At 37.3% G+C, this 22,054-nt stretch carries 22 protein-coding genes; 8 read left to right on the top strand and 14 right to left on the bottom strand.

Features of this window, described 5'->3' with window-relative positions:
* Window positions 1-31: 31 nt before the first annotated feature.
* The 3 genes from JO178_RS11545 (at window position 32) to JO178_RS11535 (ending at window position 3,332) form a co-directional block, all read left to right on the top strand.
* Window positions 32-1,870 carry a M1 family metallopeptidase gene (locus JO178_RS11545; RefSeq protein ID WP_291935549.1) on the top strand — a complete coding sequence of 613 codons (1,839 nt, stop codon included), beginning with the start codon at window positions 32-34 and terminating at the stop codon, window positions 1,868-1,870.
* Window positions 1,871-1,974: 104 nt separating this feature from the next.
* Window positions 1,975-2,733 carry a type III pantothenate kinase gene (locus tag JO178_RS11540; RefSeq protein ID WP_291935546.1) on the top strand — a complete coding sequence of 253 codons (759 nt, stop codon included), beginning with the start codon at window positions 1,975-1,977 and terminating at the stop codon, window positions 2,731-2,733.
* A gap of 68 nt (window positions 2,734-2,801) precedes the next feature.
* Window positions 2,802-3,332: a GNAT family N-acetyltransferase gene (locus JO178_RS11535; RefSeq protein ID WP_291935544.1), complete on the top strand. Its 531-nt coding sequence runs from the start codon at window positions 2,802-2,804 to the stop codon at window positions 3,330-3,332.
* 29 nt (window positions 3,333-3,361) lie between these two features.
* Here the strand turns inward: JO178_RS11535 and JO178_RS11530 are convergent, their stop codons facing one another.
* From JO178_RS11530 to JO178_RS11490, 9 genes are all read right to left on the bottom strand, one after another.
* A complete protein-coding gene (locus JO178_RS11530) occupies window positions 3,362-3,793 on the bottom strand; it encodes a nucleoside deaminase (protein ID WP_291935541.1) in 432 nt (143 codons plus the stop codon).
* Between the two features lie 6 nt (window positions 3,794-3,799).
* Window positions 3,800-4,423, bottom strand: coding sequence for a hypothetical protein (locus tag JO178_RS11525; RefSeq protein WP_291935538.1), 624 nt, complete (start codon window positions 4,421-4,423; stop codon window positions 3,800-3,802).
* Between the two features lie 53 nt (window positions 4,424-4,476).
* Window positions 4,477-5,397 (bottom strand): WYL domain-containing protein, encoded by a 921-nt coding sequence (locus JO178_RS11520; RefSeq protein WP_291935535.1) that lies wholly within the window; start codon window positions 5,395-5,397, stop codon window positions 4,477-4,479.
* 425 nt (window positions 5,398-5,822) lie between these two features.
* Entirely contained in the window at window positions 5,823-5,993 is a 171-nt protein-coding gene (locus JO178_RS11515; RefSeq protein WP_291935532.1) for a hypothetical protein, read from the bottom strand.
* A gap of 202 nt (window positions 5,994-6,195) precedes the next feature.
* A complete protein-coding gene (locus JO178_RS11510; RefSeq protein WP_291935529.1) occupies window positions 6,196-6,750 on the bottom strand; it encodes a hypothetical protein in 555 nt (184 codons plus the stop codon).
* A 3-nt stretch (window positions 6,751-6,753) separates the two neighbouring features.
* Window positions 6,754-7,437: a hypothetical protein gene (locus JO178_RS11505; RefSeq protein WP_291935526.1), complete on the bottom strand. Its 684-nt coding sequence runs from the start codon at window positions 7,435-7,437 to the stop codon at window positions 6,754-6,756.
* 77 nt (window positions 7,438-7,514) lie between these two features.
* Window positions 7,515-8,105: a DUF2589 domain-containing protein gene (locus JO178_RS11500; protein ID WP_291935523.1), complete on the bottom strand. Its 591-nt coding sequence runs from the start codon at window positions 8,103-8,105 to the stop codon at window positions 7,515-7,517.
* Between the two features lie 346 nt (window positions 8,106-8,451).
* Window positions 8,452-9,489 (bottom strand): patatin-like phospholipase family protein, encoded by a 1,038-nt coding sequence (locus tag JO178_RS11495; protein ID WP_291935520.1) that lies wholly within the window; start codon window positions 9,487-9,489, stop codon window positions 8,452-8,454.
* Window positions 9,490-9,681: 192 nt separating this feature from the next.
* Window positions 9,682-10,182, bottom strand: a complete 501-nt coding sequence (locus tag JO178_RS11490; protein ID WP_291935517.1) for a M15 family metallopeptidase — start codon at window positions 10,180-10,182, stop codon at window positions 9,682-9,684.
* A 381-nt stretch (window positions 10,183-10,563) separates the two neighbouring features.
* Between JO178_RS11490 and JO178_RS11485 the strand changes: the two genes are divergently transcribed.
* The 3 genes from JO178_RS11485 (at window position 10,564) to JO178_RS11475 (ending at window position 14,237) form a co-directional block, all read left to right on the top strand.
* Window positions 10,564-12,150: a Na+/H+ antiporter gene (locus tag JO178_RS11485; RefSeq protein ID WP_291935515.1), complete on the top strand. Its 1,587-nt coding sequence runs from the start codon at window positions 10,564-10,566 to the stop codon at window positions 12,148-12,150.
* A 177-nt stretch (window positions 12,151-12,327) separates the two neighbouring features.
* Window positions 12,328-13,620, top strand: a complete 1,293-nt coding sequence (locus tag JO178_RS11480) for a Y-family DNA polymerase (protein ID WP_291935513.1) — start codon at window positions 12,328-12,330, stop codon at window positions 13,618-13,620.
* A 104-nt stretch (window positions 13,621-13,724) separates the two neighbouring features.
* Window positions 13,725-14,237, top strand: a complete 513-nt coding sequence (locus JO178_RS11475) for a hypothetical protein (protein WP_291935512.1) — start codon at window positions 13,725-13,727, stop codon at window positions 14,235-14,237.
* A gap of 68 nt (window positions 14,238-14,305) precedes the next feature.
* Here JO178_RS11475 and JO178_RS11470 read toward each other — a convergent pair whose 3' ends face one another.
* The 4 genes from JO178_RS11470 to JO178_RS11455 form a co-directional block, all read right to left on the bottom strand.
* Window positions 14,306-15,439, bottom strand: coding sequence for a serine hydrolase (locus JO178_RS11470; RefSeq protein ID WP_291935510.1), 1,134 nt, complete (start codon window positions 15,437-15,439; stop codon window positions 14,306-14,308).
* Window positions 15,440-15,517: 78 nt separating this feature from the next.
* Entirely contained in the window at window positions 15,518-16,348 is an 831-nt protein-coding gene (locus tag JO178_RS11465) for a hypothetical protein (RefSeq protein WP_291935508.1), read from the bottom strand.
* 129 nt (window positions 16,349-16,477) lie between these two features.
* Window positions 16,478-17,302: a hypothetical protein gene (locus tag JO178_RS11460; protein ID WP_291935506.1), complete on the bottom strand. Its 825-nt coding sequence runs from the start codon at window positions 17,300-17,302 to the stop codon at window positions 16,478-16,480.
* A gap of 106 nt (window positions 17,303-17,408) precedes the next feature.
* The gene (locus JO178_RS11455; RefSeq protein ID WP_291935504.1) at window positions 17,409-18,950 is read right to left on the bottom strand and encodes a glycine--tRNA ligase; all 1,542 of its coding nucleotides are present in this window, start codon (window positions 18,948-18,950) and stop codon (window positions 17,409-17,411) included.
* Between the two features lie 231 nt (window positions 18,951-19,181).
* Here JO178_RS11455 and JO178_RS11450 point away from each other — a divergent pair, with 231 nt between their 5' ends.
* Together JO178_RS11450 and JO178_RS11445 are read left to right on the top strand one after the other, a co-directional pair.
* Window positions 19,182-19,877 (top strand): pseudouridine synthase, encoded by a 696-nt coding sequence (locus JO178_RS11450; RefSeq protein ID WP_291935502.1) that lies wholly within the window; start codon window positions 19,182-19,184, stop codon window positions 19,875-19,877.
* Window positions 19,878-20,087: 210 nt separating this feature from the next.
* Window positions 20,088-21,125: a quinone-dependent dihydroorotate dehydrogenase gene (locus JO178_RS11445; protein ID WP_291935500.1), complete on the top strand. Its 1,038-nt coding sequence runs from the start codon at window positions 20,088-20,090 to the stop codon at window positions 21,123-21,125.
* Window positions 21,126-21,161: 36 nt separating this feature from the next.
* Here JO178_RS11445 and JO178_RS11440 read toward each other — a convergent pair whose 3' ends face one another.
* On the bottom strand, window positions 21,162-22,052 hold the full coding sequence (locus JO178_RS11440) for a hypothetical protein (protein ID WP_291935498.1): 891 nt from the start codon (window positions 22,050-22,052) through the stop codon (window positions 21,162-21,164).
* Window positions 22,053-22,054 lie beyond the last annotated feature (2 nt).

The raw sequence follows: 22,054 nt of genomic DNA, 5'->3' as shown, positions 1-22,054 counted from the left end.
TACCTACCTTTAGAAAAAAATTAAATTTTAAATGAGAAAATCGGCTGCAATCATTTTTGCGTTTATCATTTCACAATTTCAGGCTCAGCAAGGAGCTTATTATCAGCAGGCTGCGAAGTACAAGATGGATATTGATGTCAATGCTGAAAAATTTACTTACCAGGGAAAGCAGACTTTAGAATACACCAACAACTCACCCGATGAGCTGAATGTGGTTTATTTTCACCTGTACTGGAACGCTTTTAAACCCAATTCCATGATGGATCAGAGGGTGGCTTCCCAGGGGAAAAACGGAGACGGGAGATTGCAGAAAGACGGGATCTCAAGACTGGCCTCTATTCCTAAAGATCAGGAAGGCGCTCAGAATATCCACTGGATCAGACAAAACGGAAAAGAGCTGAAGTTTGAAGTGCAGGAAACCATTATGAAAGTGTATCTGGCAGAACCAATTAAGCCGAATTCCACAACCACTTTCACCATGGACTGGGATGCGGTAATTCCACAGCAAATCAGAAGAAGCGGAAGAAACAACAGAGAAGGAGTAGATATGACCATGACTCAGTGGTACCCTAAAATTGCTGAATATGACTATGACGGATGGGCAACCTTTGATTATCTGGGAAGAGAATTCCATGCGCCATTCTCAGATTTTGATGTCAGTATTAAAATCAACAAAGATTATGTAGTGGGAGCAGGAGGAATTCTTGAAAACCCGGCTGAGGTTAAAGGATATGATAACAATGCGAAAATTAAAGCTGAAAAAGATAAGAAAGCAGTCTGGAAATGGACCGCTAAAAATATTCTGGATTTCGCCTGGAGCGCAGACCGAGATTATTCTGTAGAAAGCTTTAACGTTCCCGATGGTCCGAAAGTCTATCTGGTGTACCAGAAAAATGATAAAACAAAAGCCTGGGGTGAAGCTCAGCCTTATATTACCAAATATTTCCAGATCATGAACTCTCATTTCGGGAAATATGTATATCCAACCTATGCCTTTATTCAGGGAGGCGACGGTGGTATGGAATACGGAATGTGTACCATGATTTTAGGAGAAGCTAAAAATATTAAAGATTTAATGGGCTTAATGGCTCACGAAGGATCTCACTCATGGTATCAACAAATGCTTGCAACAAACGAATCGGTACGCCCGTGGATGGATGAAGGTTTTACAAGCTATGCAGAGGGATACACCATGTACCAGTTATTCCCTGAAGACCTTCCCAATCCTTTTGCTAAAACTTTAGATGCTTACAGAAGTTTTATAAAAAAAGGAATTGAAGAACCGGCTGTTTGGCTGGGAGATCATCATGATAACGGAACGGCTTATACGTATGCTTCTTATGTAAAAGGAGAGTTGTATCTGGTACAGTTAGGATATATTATGGGAGAACAGAACCTTGCTGAAACGTTGAAACAATATTATAATCAGTGGAGCATGAAACATCCTTCAGACAGAGACTTTCTTCATATTGCCCAAAAAGTTTCCGGTATGGATTTAAAATGGTTTCACAACTATTGGATCAATACGACAAAAACCATCGATTATGCGATTAAAGATGTAAAATACGATACTACCTCTACCACAATTACGCTGATCAATAAAGGTCAGGTGCCTATGCCTATCGACTTCGGAGTGATGACAACCGACAAAAAAGTGATCACTTATCAGATTCCACTAAACATGACCCACACATGGAAAACAAAAGATATCTACGGGGATTTTAAAACAATGCCTTACTGGCCTTGGACTCAAAAGGAATATACGCTTACCATCCCTTACACAAAATCTCAATTATCCGTTCTGGGGATTGACTTCAGCCAGAGAATAGCCGATGTAAATCTGGAAGATAATTTTGTACAAGTAAAATAAAAGTGTTAAACATACAGATAAAAGGAGTATTCGCGGGTACTCCTTTTATTTTTTTATAAATTTGGAAGTAGAATTTTTAAATCTTAGCCTGTTAAATAAAATCAATGAATTCAATTGTAATCAACGTAGGGAACAGCAACATCAGATTCGGACTTTTCAATGGAGACAACTGTGATATTTCCTGGGTAATCAATACAAAACCTTACAGAACAGCAGATGAGCTTTATGTGCAAATGCTGATGCTGTATCAGACCTATAAAATTGAACCTAAAGAAATTAATAAGGTAATCATAGGATCGGTAGTTCCCCAACTTACCAAAGTGATGAGTTCCGGAATTAAAAAGATTCACGGAATTACCCCTGTAATTGTTGACCGTACAACTCCGTCAGGAGTTCAGGCAAAATCAAAACAGATGGGAACGGATATTTACGCAAACCTTGTTGCTGCTCACAACCTCTACCCGAACAGAAAAAAAATTGTCATCGATTTCGGTACCGCCCTTACGGCAAGCTGTGTCGCGGAAACGGGTGAGACTTTAGGCGTGATTATTGCTCCGGGAATCGTTACTTCTTTAAATTCATTGATCAGTCAGACGGCACAACTTCCTGATATTGAGTTGAAAAAACCAAAGTCAGTTCTGGGATTGGATACCGTAACATGTATGCAGAGCGGAATGGTCTATGGATTCCTAGGAATGGTAGAAGGATTTGTAAACCGGATTAATGATGAGGTAAATGACGATTGTTTCGTGGTAGCCACAGGAGGCGTATCGCATGTCTATAAACCTTTGACGGATAAGATCCATGTCATGGACAGACTTCATACTTTGAAAGGACTCTATTTCCTCGGAAAAGATCTATAATATAAAGACTGAGGCTGAACCAAATAACCATTGTCAGCCTTTGTTTTTCTTAATCACTCCTTATTTATATGACAAAAGAATTTCCTGTAATCAAAACAGAAAGACTGCTTCTATCACAACTGGAAGAAAAAGATATTCCTTTGATAACCGAATACCTTAAACATAAGATTTATTCTGATCTTACCTCTAATATTCCCTATCCTTACACTGAAAATGACGCTAAACTCTGGCTGAAGATGTCTCTGGATGCCTTTGAAAATAATTCAGGATATACTTTTGCTATTCGTGATCAGGAAGGACAACTGATGGGAGCAATAGGGCTTCATGACCGGGATGATGATAAAGCCGAAATGGGATACTGGATCGGAATCCCGTTCTGGAATAAAGGATATGTAACAGAAGCGGCAAAAGCCATCGTGGATTTTGGTTTTACAAAAATGAACTTCAATAAAATCTTTGCAACCCATTTTCTGCATAATCCTGCTTCCGGAAAAATCATGGAAAAAATCGGAATGGAAAAAGAGGCTGTTTTAAAACAACATATTAAGAAAGACGGAGAATATTTAGATTTAGTTCAGTATTCGATCTTTAATGATTAAAAAAAGGAACAATACCCGGTATTGTTCCTTTATCTTTTGCTTTTAAAAAATTCTTTGACAATCGATGAACATTCATTTTCCATAATACCCGTGACTATTTCCGTTTTCGGATGTAAAGAAAGATGTTTATTGATAAAGCCTCTCTGCTCATCTCTGGCACCGATCACGACTTTCGAGATCTGAGACCAGGAAAGAGCTCCTGAACACATCACACAAGGCTCCAGAGTGACGTATAATATACAGTTTTTCAGGTATTTTCCTCCTAAGAAATTAGCAGCAGCAGTGATAGCCTGCATTTCTGCATGAGCGGTAACGTCGTTCAGAGTTTCGGTAAGATTGTGGGCTCTTGCAATGATCCGATTATTGGAAACGATGACACAGCCAATAGGAACCTCATCTTTTTCCAGAGCAGTTTCTGCTTCCTGCAAAGCCATTTTCATATAATATTCGTCAGTAAACATTGATATCTATTCCATTGTTAATGTTAAAGGAAGTCTGAACTGGAATCTTGCAGGATCTCCCTTAGCTACTGCCGGAAGAAATTTTTCAGAAAGAGAATATAAAGCAATTTCAGCCTGTCGGTTGAAAGTGAAATTATCTCCCTGTGCATGAACATTGCTGATGCTCCCGTCTTTTTCCACAATAAAAGCAACACTCGTTTTTACTGTTTTTACCTCAGAATAAACTCCGCCTACATAAATAAGATTAGCCACTTCCTGCCGCAGGGTATTGATTCCTCCGGGATAATTGGGTGCTGTTTCTATATCTCCCGGCTTTTCAGGAATAAGCTGAGTGGGATCTTTCAGCATTTTTATCCTCTGAAGATCCTCCAGATTCCTTACTCTTAATAAAGCCCCGACTAAAGCCGTGTTTTCAATACTATCCATCTTCTTCATAAAGTACAGAAAATCACCTTTTATCGTCGCTTTCTTAAACGTATTGGATTCTGCATCGAATTTCTTCCTGAATTCTTTATTCAGTAAACTTCTATGCTGATTATAATAATTTTTGACAAGCCTGAATTCCTCTTTCTGCTGTGACAACAAAAATGAAGAAATAAAACAGCTGATGCCAATAAATAAAGCTCTCAATTCAGGTATATTTATGTAAATATAATCAAAAAATATGAGATAAAATGATGATGCTAGTTTTCAAAATAACGGTTCAGAGACTCCTGCAGATGAGCACGGATATCATCAACTAGACATTTCGGTTCCAGTACGGTTACTTCTTTTCCATAGGAAAGAATCTCCTGCATAAAATCATAGGTAGGATGAAGAAAGAACTCAAAATAAATTTCTTCAGGTGTTTCCTTAGTCTCTTTCTGAGATTGATGGAGCGGAAAACTTCTGATGTATTCCCCCTGATGGCGGCTGCATTTTAGAACAATATTTTGCGGTTTTTGTTCCGTGAGATTCATGACTCCAAAAGCATTTTTGAAATGTTCCCTGAAATTGTAGCTGTATTTTTCACGGAATTTATTTTTTCCGACATCCAGATAATTGATTCTGTCCAGTCCGAAAGATTTTAAAATTTTATCTTTAGTATCGATGGCAATAAGATACCATCTGTCTTTAGATTCTTTTAAAGCCAGAGGATGTACCTTCCGGGAAGTCATCAGCTTGTTTTTGTAATTATAATGTTCAAAACTGACCACTCTCTTATTACGGATGGCAAAGAACAGATCGTAAAAGTTTTCTACACCTGTCGGCTTTCTGCTTTCAAAAAAAATAAAGTCTGAAAAATCCGGATGAAGGTTCAGCGCATTGCTTACCTGAAAAGACTCCAGCAACTTCTGGTTATATTCATCCACTTCCATAATAGGGCGGCTTTCAATATAGTACCGGTTATCTCCCTTTTTTTTATTATGGATAGAAAGATTGAAAAGATCTGAGATCTCACGGATATCCCTCTGTAAAGTACGGATGGAATAGCTCTTGATTCCCGCATCCTGGAATTCAAAAGAATTTAAAAGGTATTCTTCTAGCTGAGAATACGTTGCAGGAGAGTTTTCCAGTCTTTTAATAATTAAGGCATATCTTGTCAGATAAAAGTCTTTCTTCATGGTAAAATTTTGTAAGACAAATATATGTGCTTAATGCGACAAAATGTGTCGTGTTTTATTTTTTATGACAATTTTGTGGTAGAGGAAGCTTAAATATAAGGGGGGCTGATACTTATTCTCAGTAATGAAAATAAGTGCACAATCTGAGTGCGGTTTTATGTGAAAAATGAAACCGGGAAGGCTCTGTTTTGAGCAGATTCCTTCGCCGGCTTCATATAATAGTCAGGTAATAACTATAAGAATAATTGCTTTATAATAAGCTTTATGTAATTGGTCTGATGTTTTTTAAATAAAGTTCCGGCTGCCCACGCTTTTGTGAATGGTGAGTTCAAAGGTATAGCGAAAATTTGACGAGATTGCGTGAGCATTATGGATGCTTAAAGTAGGGTGAGCAGCTTCGGAACTTCTATTGTTTCAAATTTTATTTATAAGGTTTCTTCTTCAAGAATATCATTTTCAAAATCCTGTCTGAAGAAGTTTTCAATATCATTAAGATAGTTTTCGTAGTCCATCTCTGCATTTTCGATGTCACTCCATTCTATTGTATAGAGATCTTCATCAAAGAGTAAATCTGTGTTGTGATTGGTTGTCTCCATGTTTTGTATTTGGTGATTTGGGTTAATTTTTGAACATATTTTATACTGTTCAGCATTGATCAATGTTGAATTCAAAAGGTCTTTTTAATTTTTATAGATTATTTTTGTGTTCCTTATTTATATTTCAAAAATAAGAGGGCACAGCGTCAAAACTTGACGTATAAAAAAATAGCTCAAAAAAAATTTGAACTATTTTAGTTTTTTAAGAAAAATCTTTACGCTCTATCTCATCTGCCATAAGCATGATGATGTCCATCTCCGAAAGCATCGACTTGAGTTTTACAGCGCCCATTTTCAGATCATTGTCAGAAAGGATAAACCACCATACTTTTTGTACAAAATCTTCAAATTGGAGTTCAGGGCTGTACAATTGTGTTGATGTTTGAGCTGCTAAAGTCAGTACCTGTTTTGTGATTTCTCTGCACTCGTTCATTTTTCCTTCGTGAGGTAATAATACATTGAGCACACAGTTTTGTGCTTCGTAGAGAAGATTAGCCGTAATCTTGAGTTGATTCTTCTTAGCGTTAAAACTTCTCTCATCGCTGATTTTTCCGGCCAGAATTTTACTTCTGAATCCTGCTATTTCCGAAACTTCACTGATGGAGTTTGCCGAAAGAATGTCTTCAACAGATTTTAGCCAGAGAAGCATTTTTTCTATAAAAAAAGGATCTTTTTTCTCTAACGCAGAAACAATATCCGGAAAGCTCAACAGCTGTTCCTTTAATTGGGAAACTAAAATAAACTGAGATTTTTTCATTGGTTATTCCGGGATTAATGTTTCTACAATATTTCCGTTGATATCTTCATATCTTGACCATTCCATTCCTGCTTCAGTTACGTTCATTTTAGCAAAAATCAGACATTTGCTGTCCAGCTGCATCAGCTTGCTTGCTTCTACAATAATTTCACGATCATCCGTTTTTTCAATTACTCTTTTTACTTCGGAAATAATTCTGTTGAACAGACTTTGGGATAAAAGCTGAGGGTCTGTGACTTTCCAGGCAAAGTTGGGAAGTGAACGGCAATATTCGATGGTATATTTTGTGATGGGTTCAAAATATTTGATTTGTTCATCAGTGAGTACAGGCTTATTTTCAGCTTTAATTTTAGTGACATAATCATTATAACTTAATTCCTGATTGGCAAGAAAGTTCTTTAAATTCTGATCATTTTTAGTATCAGAAGAATTGTAATCGGTTTTGGCTACTTTGATAATTTCGTCATATGTGAAATCCCGGAAAGATAAAATTGGGGAACTTCCGGCCATGGCAAAAGGTATTGTCAGATCTACGGTTCCGACTTTCATCCTTGGAACCGAAAAGTGTTTTAACAGATCATCCTGAGCGTATTCTTTAGCAATTTGTACCGTCTGTAAATCAGTCATTTTTCTGGCAGCAGTAATTTCGGAAACAATACCTCCCAGATATTCATTCAGTTTTGGCATAATAAGTTTTTTTTTAAATGAGTAAGAATTTTAAGTTTAAAAAGGATGACCGCCGGAGCAGCCACCCTAAAGGCTTATTAAGCCGGATTTGCTATCGGAGCTGCAGAAGCAACAATAGCATCTTCTAACATATCCATGATTTTTGAAAGTCCGGCTGGAAGCTCATCGTTGACAGCCTTTACATGTACTCCTAAGGTATATGTTTTTTCTGTTGTAGATGTGCTTGAACTTGTTTTCTTATAAGAAGCAGAAGCATTGAATTTCACTTTCCAAAACTTTGCGCTCAGGGAAGCACTTCCCTGAAACTCACTGGCAATGCTTTGGGTTTCTACTGAATTTAGCTTTGCGTTGAAGTCAATCGTCATTTCATCAATTCTCAGCGCCGGAATGGTAAGCATGGAAAGTAACGGGACACTTAGCTTTACCTCTGATTTAACCACGCTATCGGTACTTCCTGTAGTACTGGGTACTGACTTTGTATAGACAAAGTCAACATACTTAAGTTTTGTAGCGCCGCCCTGTGCGTCCGGCTGTTCAAAACCTACTTCTTTAATAAAGTTGACCTGCGACATGGAGGCGTCATGCTGGGCTTTAATAGCAGCCTGCATAGGCCCTCCAATGTAAACACTGAAATCTAAACTGTTTAATTCTTGTACTAAATTTGCCATAATTTTAAAATTGTTAAGAGTATTAATTGGTTAATAATATATAGTAGTGCTAGCAGACTAATATTCAATAGGGAGCAATACATATCCGGTTCAGTGCTGGGTACTGAGCGTTCATTATTTTAAAATAATCGGAATGTTTAAAAAAATGGAATAAGCTTTTAGCTTTAGTTTTCTAGGTTATTTAACTGACTTAAAGATCGTTTACTGAGACGTCAAAACTCGTCGTGTTATAAATTTTTTTTTTAGTTTTTCAAAATTAATTCAGATGGAGTAAACGTCTTTTCATCTTAGAGAATTTTTAATATAAGCTAAAAAGCTTATTTTTAGATATTATAAGTTGTTAAGCTTATATTTTGTTTTTGATGAGCTTCTGAACGATTTCATTTAATGTTTCCCTGTTATCATCAATATAACTCAGCCCGGCCTGGATCAGGTTTTCAATATTAGACCGCCTTACATTATCCATTGCCGGAGAGGCGTTTTTTAACGAAGGATTCAGACGGTAATAATTTTTCTGATTTCTTATGCCTAATGTCTGAAACATCTGAGACAGCTGGTAATCTACAGTTTCTGCATTGGCAGACATCAAAATGTCAATGATAGGATTTACCCAGCCTATTTTTCCCGATTTTTCCAATCTTTTAAAGGAGTAGGGGCGGGCTTCAATTCCTGTCCCGATAGAGATAATAATCATGTCATTGACTCCGGGATGATTAGCTTTCTGATGATTCTTTAAAACTTCGGCAAAAGGAATTTTTCGTGCTTCGGCATAAGCACATAAGGCCGGATTATTGGCAAACATACCACCGTCAATCAGGCTAAAAATCTGTCCGTACATGGATTTTATCTGTACAGGACTGAAATAAGTAGGCGCTGCTGAGGTGGCTCTGCAAATATCTTTTACATAAAAATTATCGGTACTGAGATTCGCTTCCCAGGAGTTGAAAAGCTTGGCTCTTCTGTTTTCTATATCATAACTTGTAATTAAACATGGTTTTATAAGTTCTTTTAATTCCAGATTTCCAAAAAAATCGGTTAGGTTTTTTTCAAGTGCTTCCTGAGAAATTCTTTCATTCAGTAATCCAAACGGATTGACCAGTTTTTCCCAAAAAGAAACCTGAAAAATGTCTCCACCCTTTTCAGCGTATAATTCCAATCCTTTTTGAATGGAATATTTTGCTTTCCGGGTTTCATCGGGGCAAAGGATAATAGAAGCAATCAGACCTCCTGTGCTGCTGCCTGCGACCAGATCGAAGTAATCTCCGAGCCTGGCACTCGGCTTATCATAGTACTGGAGCTGTTCTTCTATGTAACGTAGAATAATACAGGTGATAATTCCCCTTATTCCACCCCCGTCCAAAGAAAGTAAGGTTGTCTTTTTCATGTGATATTTTAATTGTTTTTTTAAAAGGACACATGCAATCTTCAACAGATAGAACCGTGTTTTTTTGGAAAAATATTGTGGTTTTTATCCTTAGATTTGATTGCTTTTTTAGTAGTTATCTAGTAAAGCAAAGGTAGGCGGGGACAGCGACAAAAGGTGTCGTATTTTAGTTGTTTTTTAAATAAATGAGGTCTAAAAAATAACGTAATTCTCTTTGTCTCTGGGCATTTTTAAAAGGGTTTTCCAATTGGTTTTCACGGTGCCTTCTGAAGACGGGATACTCTTCTTTTCGAAATGGGGCAGATCTTTGAATGTTTTCCAGTTTCCTCCCCATTCCCAGCCGTGTTTTGCAAAAATTTTTACACATTCGTACCAATCGGCAACCTTATCGTTATCCCAGTCTTTGACGGTGTCCCAGCTTGCTGTCTTTCCGTCGATCATCAGACAGATATCTACGGCAAGACCATAGTTGTGAATGCTCTGTCCTGCTTTTGCATTGGTTACTTTTTTTCCTGAAGTAATTCTTCCGATGGCATACAGTCTTTCCTGCTCCTCAAAAGATCTCAAAGCCTGGGTAATTCTTATCTTAGCTCTTCCGGTAAGCGCTTCGTCACACTCTTTAATAATCTGCTGTACTTCATCCCTGATCAGGGGGTGAAGGGTCTGAATTCTTTCTGATGTTACTTTGTCCATATGATTTACTGTTCTGAGGCAAAAGTAGGAGCACGCTACGACAAAACTTGACGTATGTAGAATAAAATTTGTTTTATTTGTCCTCTATCAAATTGATTATATCCACAGGTTTGGTACTGAAATTTTTAGACAAAAGCCAGTAGACAAAAAGAAGTAAATACGACAAGATCTGGTGTGCTTTAATTGATTTTTTTACGATTGTAACCCCTTTTCTTAATAAGCAGGGATCATATCGAGGTCCTGTTGTATAATTTCTATTTAAGTTTTAATAAGAATGAAAAAAAAACTCCGAAAATACAGATTGATTGTATATTTGTAAAAGATGTTGTCTTCAGACAGGGAATGAAGATAATGGATGAAAATTAAAAAACACAAGACTTCATGCATACGATTTTACCTTTTTTACTGGCTATGGTTGCCGCTATTGTATTATTGAACATGTGGGCGAACCGACTGAGAATTGCTTATCCGATTTTGTTGGTGGTATTCGGCCTGCTCGTGAGTTTTATACCGGGACTACCCGCTGTAAAAATTAATCCGGATCTTATCTTTTTTATATTTCTGCCCCCCTTATTATTTGAAGCTGCATGGACGATCTCTTTTAAGGAGATGAAGAAATGGTGGCGCATTATCGGAAGTTTTGCTTTTCTGGTCGTTTTCTTTACTGCTTTCACAGTGGCCATAGCGGCCAATTATTTTATTCCCGGATTTACCATTGCCCTTGGATTTCTGTTGGGAGGAATTGTTTCTCCTCCTGATGCGGTAAGCACAGGTGCCATTATGAGATTTGTGAAAATACCTAATACGACCTCGGCGATTCTGGAAGGTGAAAGCCTGCTGAATGATGCTTCTTCTCTTATTATTTTTCGTTTTGCCCTGATTGCAGTAGGAACGGGCCAGTTTGTATGGCAGGAAGCCTCATTAGATTTTTTATGGATGGTGATAGGAGGAACGGTAATTGGGCTCGTTCTGGCGTGGCTGTTTGTGCAGGCTCATAAAAAACTTCCTACGGATGCTTCCTCGGATATTGCACTGACCCTTATTGACCCTTATTTGATGTATTGGGTCGCTGAACAGTTCCACTGTTCCGGGGTATTGGCTGTTGTATGCGGCGGATTATATATGTCCAATAAAAGAATGATTTTCTTAAACAGTACCAGCCGTATAAGAGGATACAGTGTCTGGGAAAGTTTTGTATTTATTTTAAACGGAATTGTTTTTCTGATTATAGGGCTGGAACTTCCTGAAATTGTCGGTGGGTTACGCTCAGAAGGGATTCCTCTGAAAACAGCAATTGAATATGGCGTCTGGGTAACGGTGATCCTTATTTTAGCCAGAATTATAAGTTCATATGCGGCGATGATCGCAACTATTATTTTCCGGCCGAGTGTGGCGCCAAGGGCTTCTTCTGCCAGAAGGCGTTTTGCCATGCCGCTTATACTGGGATGGACAGGTATGAGAGGGGTCGTTTCATTAGCTGCAGCACTGGCAATTCCTATCACCCTTGAAAACGGAACCCCTTTCCCAAACAGAAATCTGATCCTGTTCATCACTTTTGTTGTGATCCTGCTTACTCTTTTGGTACAGGGGCTTACCCTGCCTTATTTTATAAAGTATTTACGTCCGTTTGCTGACTTTACCGATGAAGAAAAAGAGAAACAGGCAAGGCAGGAAGTCAGACACCAGCTGAAGCAACATGTTTATCACTTTCTGAAAAATAAACATGAAAATGCAGTGCACAGCAGTACCGGAATTGAAAGGCTCCTGAGACATTGGGAGGAAAAGAACCAGAGCAATAATACAGACTGGATGGATGAAGAGATCAGGACTGTTTTCTTTGAAATGCTGGAAAGTCAGAGACAGTTTCTTTCTGAGCTTAACAAAGATATTTCGATAGATGAAGAAATTATACGCCATCAGTTATATCAGATCGATCTGGAAGAAGAACGGCTAAGAATGTTATTGTAATATAGACGGAAATGGCAGGCTTGTATTGGCGAAATGAGATTTTGAAGCTAAAATTAAAATAGGGGAACGTCAAAATATGACGCATTAAAAATCATTTTAATTATTTGATAGGTAGACTGTTAAAGCTTGTGTTAATTTTGAAATGAAAGCTTATTTTATTCTTAAAAAAGAATAATTTTGCATTATATATTCATCATCATGTACGCTCTCGTAGATTGCAATAACTTTTTTGTTTCCTGTGAAAGAACTCTGAATCCGGGCCTTGAAGGCAAACCTGTTGTGGTTCTTTCCAACAACGATGGGTGTGTTGTATCCCGAAGCAAAGAAGCAAAAGACCTTGGAATTCCTATGGCAGCACCTGCTTTTAAGTATAAAGATCTTTTTAAGAAACATGATGTAAAGAGTTTTTCCGCAAAATTTGAACTCTATAATTATAAAAGCCAGCAGGTAATTAATATTGCGAAGTCTTATGTTGTTGATCATGAGGTGTATAGTATTGATGAGCTGTTTTTGGATCTGACAGGATTTAAGTATATTGATATTTATGAATATTGTGTGAAAATCAAGCAGGAAATTTCAGAGAAAGAAAATATTCCGGTGAGTATAGGAATTGCTCCTACGAAGACCTTATGCAAAGTGGCCAACAGAATTGTGAAAGATTTTCCGGAAAAATGTAACGGTGTTTATATTCTGGATACGCCTGAAAAGATTGAAAAAGCGTTGAGGTGGCTTCCTATAGGTGATGTGTGGGGAATTGGCAGAAAGCTCGGTGCAAAAATGAATGATAGCGGGGTGTATAAAGCCTGGGATCTTCTTCAGAAACCGGAGATATGGATCCGGAAAATAATGGGAATTCACGGTATTAGAATGATTAATGAACTGAAAGGAATCCGCCAGCTGGAACTCGATGCTCCATCTCCTAAAAAATCTATAGCCGTTACCCGAAGTTTTATGGAAATGCTGACAAAAAAAGAAGATGTCAGAGAAAGAGTAGAGACTTTTGGAATGTATTGCTCTGAGAGATTGCGAAAGCAAAATACCTGTTGTAAAATGATTAGTGTTTTTGTGCAGACCAACCGCTTCAGAAAAGACCTTCCCGAATACAGTAATGCTGTCACACAGATACTTCCTAATCCTACCAATTCTTCTATTTTAATCGGAAGGGTAGTGAATGAGCTGTTTGAAGCTGTTTTTAAAGAGGGTTTTCATTATAAAAGAGCGGGGGTTATGGTTAATGATTTTGTTCCTGAAGATCAAAGGCAGATCAGCCTGTTTGAAGAAGATACCCAAAATCAGCATCTGCCCGTTATGAAAGCGATGGATGCCATGAACAAAAAGTTCGGAAAAGATAAAGTCCGTTTGGGAAGCATGAGTGGCGAAAATACCTTTGGCCGTGCTCAGCTGTCTCCGGAATATGAGGCCTTTTTGAAAAAGAATACATTGCCTGAAGCGAATTTTAGGTTTCATTGATCTCAGTTTTCTTTACCATTTGGAAACTCAAAAGATCCCTCCCTTCAATAATAGTTATCTATGTATGGTTTTAAAAAACAAAAAAGCTGTATATTTCAGAAACCATGAAACTATATAATTATTGGGCATTTTCAATCTATAAACTTCTGAAAATAGGCTTTAAAAAAGATGACAGAAGTATCTTAATTCATAAGACGGCACTTGTCGTTAGTTTTCTTCTGTTCTTAATTTTGTGTTCTTTAAAATTCTTTTCGGAACTTAATGGATATGATGATACTGTTATTTCCAATCTGTATCTGTTTGGAATCATGTGTGTTATATGGTTGTTTAATTATCTGTATCTGAGAAAGGGAACTTTTATAAAGGACGATTTTTTCTTTAATTATACCAATATCATTGTCGCTGTGATATCCATAGTGGGTGTTTTTATTCTTTTTATGATCACTGCTGATAAAAGCAGAGAAAGAATTTTTAAGAAGAGGGGATATTCTCAGGAAATTATTGATAATGGCGGAGCAGAGCCGTTTGATCCTGATAAAAAGCCGGCATCACTGGAAGATGAAATCCGGCTATGGTATCATTATAGGTGGGAAGGAAAAGATAAGGCCAATAGATAAGCCGTTAAAAAACACGACAGCAGTGTTTTTGACAAATCGGATCTACTCAATATATTTTTCAGACTCTTTTACTGAAAAAACTGAACTGTTTCATTGACAAGAAACCTCACCTGATCCGGTCTTCCCCTGTCGTTTTTAGGACTGTTGGAATAACTTCCGGTTCTTACGATGATCATTTGGTATTCCGGAACCATAATAATATATTGTCCCTGAAGTCCCAGAAAATAATAATGTCTGACCGGATTATCATTATTGATCCAAAGACCCAGTCCGTATATTCCTTCAGATTTCTCTGTCGGGGTTCTCATGGCTTCAATAAAAGCGGTATTAAGAACCTGCTGATCTCCAACTTTACCATCATTCAGGAATAATTGTCCCAGTTTAGCAAAGTCTCTTGCATTGGAATGGATGCAGCAATATGTTTTTTCCATTCCGTAATTGTCTGTACTCCATTTTGCATTTTGTTCCATGCCCAGCGGAATCCAGAATTTTTCTGATAAATAGGTAGCCAGCGGTTTTCCCAGTGCTTTTTTTACAGCAAAGCCAAGAAGCTGTGTAGAGCCGCTCTGGTATTCAAACCGGGAGCCCGGTTCCTCTTTGAATTTTCTTGAAAATACTGCTTTTACCAGGCTCTTTCCGTAATAGGCTTTTGCATTGGGAAGAAAAGGGTTGTTATAATTTTCGTCCCAGTCAAGTCCTGCTTCCATCTGAGCGAGATTTTTAAGGGTAACACTGCTTCCAAATGTTTTTTCGCGAAGTTCAGGATAGAATGTGGCCATCTTTTCATCAATGTCTTTTATAATACCTTCTTCAAGAGCTTTTCCCAGAAGCATAACCGTAACAGCCTTTGCCATGGAAAAAGAATTGGTCTGTGAAAGCTGATTATAGCCATCCCAATACTGCTCATGAAGAATTTTTCCGCTTCTGATCACTATAAAAGCCGCTGTTTTGGAATGTTTTAAATTATCAACTAAGCTTTTAGGTAATTCCTTTTTATTATAGTCCGGATCCTCTTCCCAAAGCTCAGGAGATTCTGTGGCCACAGGATTGCTTGGAAAAAGATCTCCGTCATCAATATAAGCACTGGACTTTCCTTTAAGGTAGGTTTTGGATATGCCGCTAAACAGATAGTCGTATCCCAGGAAATAAGCTGCTGCAGCACCTGCTACAGCACCACCTATCATGTACTTTAGTATTTTCATATTGTTATGAATCGGTCTCTGACAAAATTAAACTAATTTGGTTATAAAAGTAAAAATGAACCGGTAAAAATTTAAAGACTAATAGTATTCATAAAGTGAAGTAATCGTGGTGGTTCCATAGGATGAAATGTCATAAGTGGTCACTGTTTTGGTAGGATAATTGTCACCTCCGAGAGTATGGGTTGCCGTAATTTTGTTGCTTCCGTTAACCGCTCCCGAATAGATTTCTTTCTGGGTGAGGAGATTATTGTAAGATAGCTGCCCGTCGTGTACATCTGTTAAGGCGAGTTCAATAAAGCCTTTGACACTTCTCATCGGATTGTTGGAAGTATCAAACATATTGGTAATATTGTAGGTGGTTCCGTTATAAATGTAACTTACTGAGGCTACATTGCCGTTGTTTGTTAAATAAGCATCCGCCTGGGCAAACTGAAGATTCGAATAGGTTCCCGTGGATGCATTATAGGTGGCATCTTTATACTCATTAAATTTTACATGCGTATTGCTTACGTACTGATAGTTTTTGGTGTAAACCAGTATTCCCTGTTCTTTATCAGTTACTTTCTCTGTGGCAAGTTTTCCGTTGGAATAGGTGAATTCTTTCATAAGAACCAGTACACCGCCAACGAATTCTTCCATTTTAATGATATAATCTCCATTATAAGTATAAATGATTTTATCATCATCTGCTGCATTGTAGGATTCTGTTATTTTGTCTCCGTTATATTTAAATTCCAGAACATAAGGCGTGCCGGTCTGTTTGATCTCGGTTGCTTTTTTCAGAAGACGGAAAGCAGCATTGGTATTATTGTTTTTTTTGCCCTCGTCCCTGTGATCTGCAGGATTGTCATTGGATACGCAACTTGAAATCACGGCTACAGCCAGTGATGAAATGAGTAGTTTTTTCATGGTTATTACCAGTTTTTAGTTTTTAGTCCGTTAAAAATAGCAATTTTCGTGGTATGTTGATCTGCTCTGATTAAAAAATAAAAAAGCCCTGAAATATTTCAGGGCTAGGGATTTATATACTGTAAATCATTATTTGTTGTATTCGTAAAGGTAAGTGCGCTTATTAGTTCCAATACTGGAGCTTACATAAGTCATCTCAGACTTTGTAGGATAATTAGCTGCATTAAGCGTATGAACTCCATTGGATTTATGAGTTTCATTCAAAGTACCTGTATAGGTACCGTTTGAGCTTAACAGATTACTGTAACCAATTTCACCGTCATTATTGCTAAACATTTCCATTTTTACAAAACCGGTTACATTCTTCATAGGATGGTTGTTTCCGTCATAAATGTAAGTAATACTATGGGTAATTCCCATGTTTGTAGAACTGCAGGAAATCATATTGCCATTATTGAAATAAACATCTTTCTGAATAAACTTGATATCTGAATAAGCACCTGTTGTCGGATTATATGTAGCCGTATAAAAATCATTATACTGTACATGATTGTCACTCAGATATTGATAGTTTTCAGTATAAATCAAGGGTTGCCCCTTTTCTTTATTCGTTACCTTTTCAGAAACCAGCTTACCACTGGAATAGGCATACTCTCTTGTGATTTTTAATACTCCGTCTCTATAGACTTCAGCTTTTACAATATTATCCCCGTCATAAGTGAATACTGTTTTTTCTTTGTCAGTAACATCATAAGACTCGGTTATTTTAGTTCCGTTGTATTTATATTCAACAACATAAGACGAGCCATCCGGACTAATTTCAGTAGATTTCTTTAGGAGATAGGGCGTGTTGTTATTGTTATTATTGCTGCTATTGGCAGATGTATCATCATTGGATGAGCTACAGCTTACGATCACTGCCATAGCCAAAGACGAAATAAATAATTTCTTCATGATTGTTATTAGTTTTTTTTATTCCGTCAAAAATAATCATTTTCGCAATATCTGAATATATATTTTTTGAAAATGAAAAAAGCCCTGATTATTCAGGGCTTTTGCATTATATTTTAGAAAGTAAATTTCTGAAGTTGGTCTTCTCATCAATGATTCTTCTCAACTCTGAAACAGGAACTCTTTCCTGCTGCATTGTATCTCTGTCTCTGATGGTTACTGTGTGATCTGTTAATGAATCGTGATCTACCGTGATACAGTAAGGAGTACCAATAGCATCCTGTCTTCTGTAACGTTTTCCGATGGCGTCTTTTTCTTCGTAGAATAAGTTGAAATCATATTTCAGATCGTTGAAGATTTTCTCAGCATACTCCGCTAAGCCATCTTTCTTCATCAATGGAAGAATAGCAGCCTTAATTGGTGCCAATGCCGGAGGTAAAGATAAAACCGTTCTTTCCGAACCGTCTTCCAGTACTTCATCTTTTAAGCAGTGTGAGAAGATAGAAAGGAATAATCTGTCCAAACCTACAGAAGTCTCCACTACGTAAGGAACATAGTTTTCATTTCTTTCAGGATCGAAGAACTGCAGCTTTCTTCCGGAGAACTTTTCGTGCGCCTTAAGGTCAAAATCAGTTCTTGAGTGAATACCTTCCAGTTCTTTGAAACCAAATGGGAAGTTGAATTCAATATCAGCCGCAGCATTCGCATAGTGAGCTAATTTCTCATGATCATGGAATCTGTAATTATCATTCCCTAATCCTAATGCCAAGTGCCAGTTCAGACGTTTTTGTTTCCACTGTTCGTAGAATTCAAGCTCTGTACCCGGAGCTACAAAGAACTGCATTTCCATTTGTTCGAATTCACGCATTCTGAAGATAAACTGTCTGGCAACAATCTCATTTCTGAACGCTTTACCAATCTGTGCAATACCGAAAGGAAGTCTGTGACGTGAAGTTTTTTGAACATTTAAATAGTTCACAAAAATACCCTGAGCCGTTTCCGGTCTTAAATAAAGATCCATTGCGCTGTCTGCAGAAGCACCTAATTTAGTTCCGAACATTAAGTTGAACTGTCTTACTTCCGTCCAGTTTTTAGAACCCGTATCCGGATCAGCAATTTCAAGTTCTTCAATCAAAGCTTTTACATCAGCAAGATCTTCATTTTCCAGAGATTTTGCCAATCTTGAAAGAATAGCCTCTCTCTTTGCTCTGTATTCCAAAATTTTTGGATTGGTAGCAACAAACTGATCTTTATCGAAAGCATCTCCGAATCTCTTTGCCGCTTTTTCAATTTCTTTATTCTCTTTATCTTCAATTTTAGCACAATAGTCTTCCACCAAAACATCTGCTCTGAAACGTTTTTTAGAATCCTTATTATCAATCAATGGATCGTTGAAAGCGTCTACGTGGCCTGATGCCTTCCATGTTGTTGGGTGCATAAGGATTGCCGAATCAATACCCACAATATTTTCGTTAAGCTGTACCATAGCTTTCCACCAGTATTGTTTGATATTATTTTTAAGTTCAGCACCGTTCTGTCCATAATCATAAACAGCGGATAAACCATCATAGATCTCACTTGAAGGGAAAATAAACCCGTATTCTTTAGCGTGAGAAATTACTTTCTTGAAAACATCTTCTTGCTTTGCCATAATTTTTTTACGTCTGATGTGCAAAAATAGCAAATTGGATCCAAAATCATGAGATTCAGTAAAAAAAGCTGTTAATAATCCATTAAATAGTTTGATTTTCGTTTTTAGGAGCCGGGAACCTGCTTTCCACTGTATCTTTTTTGTCGCAGCTTCCGCTTCACTCCGGCCGCAACAAAAAAGGATGCCGTTACAATCAGGGCTAGATCAGTAGAAAATTTCTACTTTTGCCCCATGTTAGAAATTCTTTATCGCGACGAACATATTATTGCCATCAATAAACCCAGTGGATTATTAGTTCACAAGTCCTTCTATGCAGGGGAAGCAGATACCTATGCTATTCAGGAATTACGAAAGCAGATTGGACAAAAAGTCTATCCTGTGCATCGTTTAGACCGCAAAACCTCCGGGGTTTTGTTGTTCACTTTAGATAAAGATACACTGAGAATCATGAGCGACCGTTTTGCAACCCGGGAAGTGGAGAAAAAATATATCGCCATTCTACGAGGCTGGGCGAAAGAAGAAGAAACCATCGATTATGATCTGGTTAATGAAAACGAAGTCAGGCAAAATGCGATTACTTATTATCGTCTTTTACAAAAATCAGAAATCGATTTACCCTTTTTAAAACATCAGACTTCGAGATACTGTTTAGTAGAAGCGATCCCTGAAACAGGACGATTTCACCAATTGAGAAAACATTTTAAACATATTTTACACCCCATTTTAGGATGCCGGAAACACGGCTGCAATAAACAGAATAAATTATGGCTTCAAACATTTGAAATTAACAAAATGACGCTTCATGCTCATCAATTGATTTTTAATCATCCTATTTCTAACGAAAGAATTACGGTAAATGCTACTATAGATGAAGAATTTAAAAGAGTAGGAGATATCCTGAACTTCGATTTGAGTTCGTATTCTTAATGATCTTAAAGAAGAAAATCTTTAGAAAACATCCTTGTCAAGGTTTTAAACCTTGACAAGGATAGTCAGCGTAAAAAAATTCTCGATGGTTTTCAGATTACACAGTTTTTGTATGATATAGATAGTATTAATAATTCATTTCTTGATAAAATATCATACGTCAATTATAGATTAATTTTAAAATGAGTATTTTTGTAAAACTTTTTTTCAATGTACAAATCGCTCATCCGTCCGGTTCTTTTCAAATTTGATCCCGAAGAAGTGCATCACTTTACTTTTTCGATGCTTAAGAATTTTGGATTTCTTACTCAATTATTTTTCCCAAAACCTATTGAAGACAAACGTCTGGAAAGAGAAGTTTTCGGATTGAAATTTAAAAATCCTGTAGGGCTGGCTGCCGGTTTTGATAAAAATGCAGCATTGTTTAACGAGTTGGGAGATTTAGGTTTTGGATTTGTAGAAATCGGAACTGTAACCCCAAGAGCTCAGGCCGGAAATCCTAAGAAAAGACTATTCCGTCTTATTGAAGATGGAGGAATCATCAACAGAATGGGGTTCAATAATGATGGGCTTCAGGCTGCCATTGAAAAACTGAAATCCAATAAAGGAAAAATAATCATTGGTGGAAACATCGGAAAAAATACAGATACCCAGCCCGAAAATTATACCCAGGATTATCTGGATTGCTTTGAAGGGCTTCATCCACATGTAGATTATTTCGTACTGAATGTAAGCTGCCCGAATGTAGGAAGTCACGCGAAATTGGAAGATGTAGAATACCTGCGTGAACTGATTACGGAAGTTAAGAAAATCAATCAGTCGAAAACGGTGCAAAAACCGGTATTACTAAAAATTGCACCCGATCTTAATAATCAGCAACTGGATGAAATCATCGATCTGATTGCAGAAACAAAAATTGACGGAGTCATTGTTTCCAATACGTCTGTCAACAGAGAAGGACTGAAAACATCTCCTGAAGTTTTAGAACAAATCGGAAACGGAGGTTTAAGTGGTAAGCCTATCCGTGAGAGAAGTACAAAGATGATTAAATACCTTTCCGATAAAAGCAACAGAGCATTCCCAATCATTGGAGTAGGAGGAATTCATTCGGCAAAGGATGCCATTGAAAAACTGGATGCAGGAGCTAGTTTAGTGCAGCTATACACCGGATTTATCTATGAAGGGCCTGAGCTGATTAACGAAATCAATAAAGAAATTCTAAAAAGAGCAAGCAGATTGCCAAGATAGAAATAAAAAGAGAGCGCTGGCAGCGCTCTCTTTTATTTATTTTGATTTTATAACATGAACCCTTTTAGTATCAATCCTTAATGAATATGCAGGTGAAGAGTAGGATTTTGGAACGTTAAACTGAAGTACATTTGGGTCTTTGGTCTTTATCTTCCGGGTTTCAGATATTCCTTTCCGGCAGCTTTCCGTCAGATATTCTTCATAATGTTTGTAATTCCAGTCTTTGGTAAAATATAAAATCCGATATCCTTTTTCCCCGTCACTGGCTCCGCACATCCCGCAAAAATTAAAATTGGAAACTTCTTCAAAATATAGAAGAATCCTGTTTCCCTGTTCTCCGGAAGCAAATGATATGAATTGATTTCCGCCTGCCTTATTAATGAAATCATACGTATTGATCTTTTTATTATCCGGTAAAATCAGATAATTATTATACCGGTAAATCATATCATTCCCGGTGAAAAGCTTTGCGGAAAGCACTTTTTTATTATGATAAAAATTTCCTGAGACTGTATTTTCTTTTGGTACAGGTTGTCCGAATATAACAGACTCCTGAGGAGCCAGTTTTTGTGCGATTTCATGAGTTTGTTCTATGGCCTTTCGGGAGGTGATTTGTTCCTTGAAAATTTTAGAATTCATCTTTTGCCTATTCCCAAAGTTATACAAATACATATTGCCATAAAAATCGTAGATGCCGGTTAAAGGAATTTTCTTCTGGTATTTGTCGTAATAGTACCAGCCGTCTACATAATGCTGATACTGATCACAGTCTATAATGCCTGTATAACGAAGCTGAAAGGTTACAGGAACTCCTGCAATCTCGCCTTTAAAGACTTGGGAAGAATCTGTGACTGCTTTTAATTCAATCTTTTGACTTTTACCGGAAAGGAAAAAGGAAAGAAAGAGAGCAATAAGGAGTTTTTTCATGG

It is taken from the genome of Chryseobacterium sp., assembly GCF_019236175.1.
Lineage (GTDB): Bacteria > Bacteroidota > Bacteroidia > Flavobacteriales > Weeksellaceae > Chryseobacterium.
The sequence above is the reverse complement of the archived record's forward strand: the minus strand, read 5'-3'. Positions and strand labels throughout refer to the sequence as shown.

What these genes read in the sequence shown, in the direction of transcription:
- JO178_RS11520 (WP_291935535.1), bottom strand. Translation starts at nt 5,397, where the DNA reads ATGAAGAAAGACTTTTATCTGACAAGATATGCCTTAATTATTAAAAGA.
- JO178_RS11475 (WP_291935512.1), top strand. Translation starts at nt 13,725, where the DNA reads ATGAAACTATATAATTATTGGGCATTTTCAATCTATAAACTTCTGAAA.
- JO178_RS11515 (WP_291935532.1), bottom strand. Translation starts at nt 5,993, where the DNA reads ATGGAGACAACCAATCACAACACAGATTTACTCTTTGATGAAGATCTC.
- JO178_RS11540 (WP_291935546.1), top strand. Translation starts at nt 1,975, where the DNA reads ATGAATTCAATTGTAATCAACGTAGGGAACAGCAACATCAGATTCGGA.
- JO178_RS11490 (WP_291935517.1), bottom strand. Translation starts at nt 10,182, where the DNA reads ATGGACAAAGTAACATCAGAAAGAATTCAGACCCTTCACCCCCTGATC.
- JO178_RS11530 (WP_291935541.1), bottom strand. Translation starts at nt 3,793, where the DNA reads ATGTTTACTGACGAATATTATATGAAAATGGCTTTGCAGGAAGCAGAA.
- JO178_RS11510 (WP_291935529.1), bottom strand. Translation starts at nt 6,750, where the DNA reads ATGAAAAAATCTCAGTTTATTTTAGTTTCCCAATTAAAGGAACAGCTG.
- JO178_RS11535 (WP_291935544.1), top strand. Translation starts at nt 2,802, where the DNA reads ATGACAAAAGAATTTCCTGTAATCAAAACAGAAAGACTGCTTCTATCA.
- JO178_RS11470 (WP_291935510.1), bottom strand. Translation starts at nt 15,439, where the DNA reads ATGAAAATACTAAAGTACATGATAGGTGGTGCTGTAGCAGGTGCTGCA.
- JO178_RS11465 (WP_291935508.1), bottom strand. Translation starts at nt 16,348, where the DNA reads ATGAAAAAACTACTCATTTCATCACTGGCTGTAGCCGTGATTTCAAGT.
- JO178_RS11495 (WP_291935520.1), bottom strand. Translation starts at nt 9,489, where the DNA reads ATGAAAAAGACAACCTTACTTTCTTTGGACGGGGGTGGAATAAGGGGA.
- JO178_RS11460 (WP_291935506.1), bottom strand. Translation starts at nt 17,302, where the DNA reads ATGAAGAAATTATTTATTTCGTCTTTGGCTATGGCAGTGATCGTAAGC.
- JO178_RS11500 (WP_291935523.1), bottom strand. Translation starts at nt 8,105, where the DNA reads ATGGCAAATTTAGTACAAGAATTAAACAGTTTAGATTTCAGTGTTTAC.
- JO178_RS11505 (WP_291935526.1), bottom strand. Translation starts at nt 7,437, where the DNA reads ATGCCAAAACTGAATGAATATCTGGGAGGTATTGTTTCCGAAATTACT.
- JO178_RS11455 (WP_291935504.1), bottom strand. Translation starts at nt 18,950, where the DNA reads ATGGCAAAGCAAGAAGATGTTTTCAAGAAAGTAATTTCTCACGCTAAA.
- JO178_RS11545 (WP_291935549.1), top strand. Translation starts at nt 32, where the DNA reads ATGAGAAAATCGGCTGCAATCATTTTTGCGTTTATCATTTCACAATTT.
- JO178_RS11440 (WP_291935498.1), bottom strand. Translation starts at nt 22,052, where the DNA reads ATGAAAAAACTCCTTATTGCTCTCTTTCTTTCCTTTTTCCTTTCCGGT.
- JO178_RS11450 (WP_291935502.1), top strand. Translation starts at nt 19,182, where the DNA reads ATGTTAGAAATTCTTTATCGCGACGAACATATTATTGCCATCAATAAA.
- JO178_RS11485 (WP_291935515.1), top strand. Translation starts at nt 10,564, where the DNA reads ATGCATACGATTTTACCTTTTTTACTGGCTATGGTTGCCGCTATTGTA.
- JO178_RS11445 (WP_291935500.1), top strand. Translation starts at nt 20,088, where the DNA reads ATGTACAAATCGCTCATCCGTCCGGTTCTTTTCAAATTTGATCCCGAA.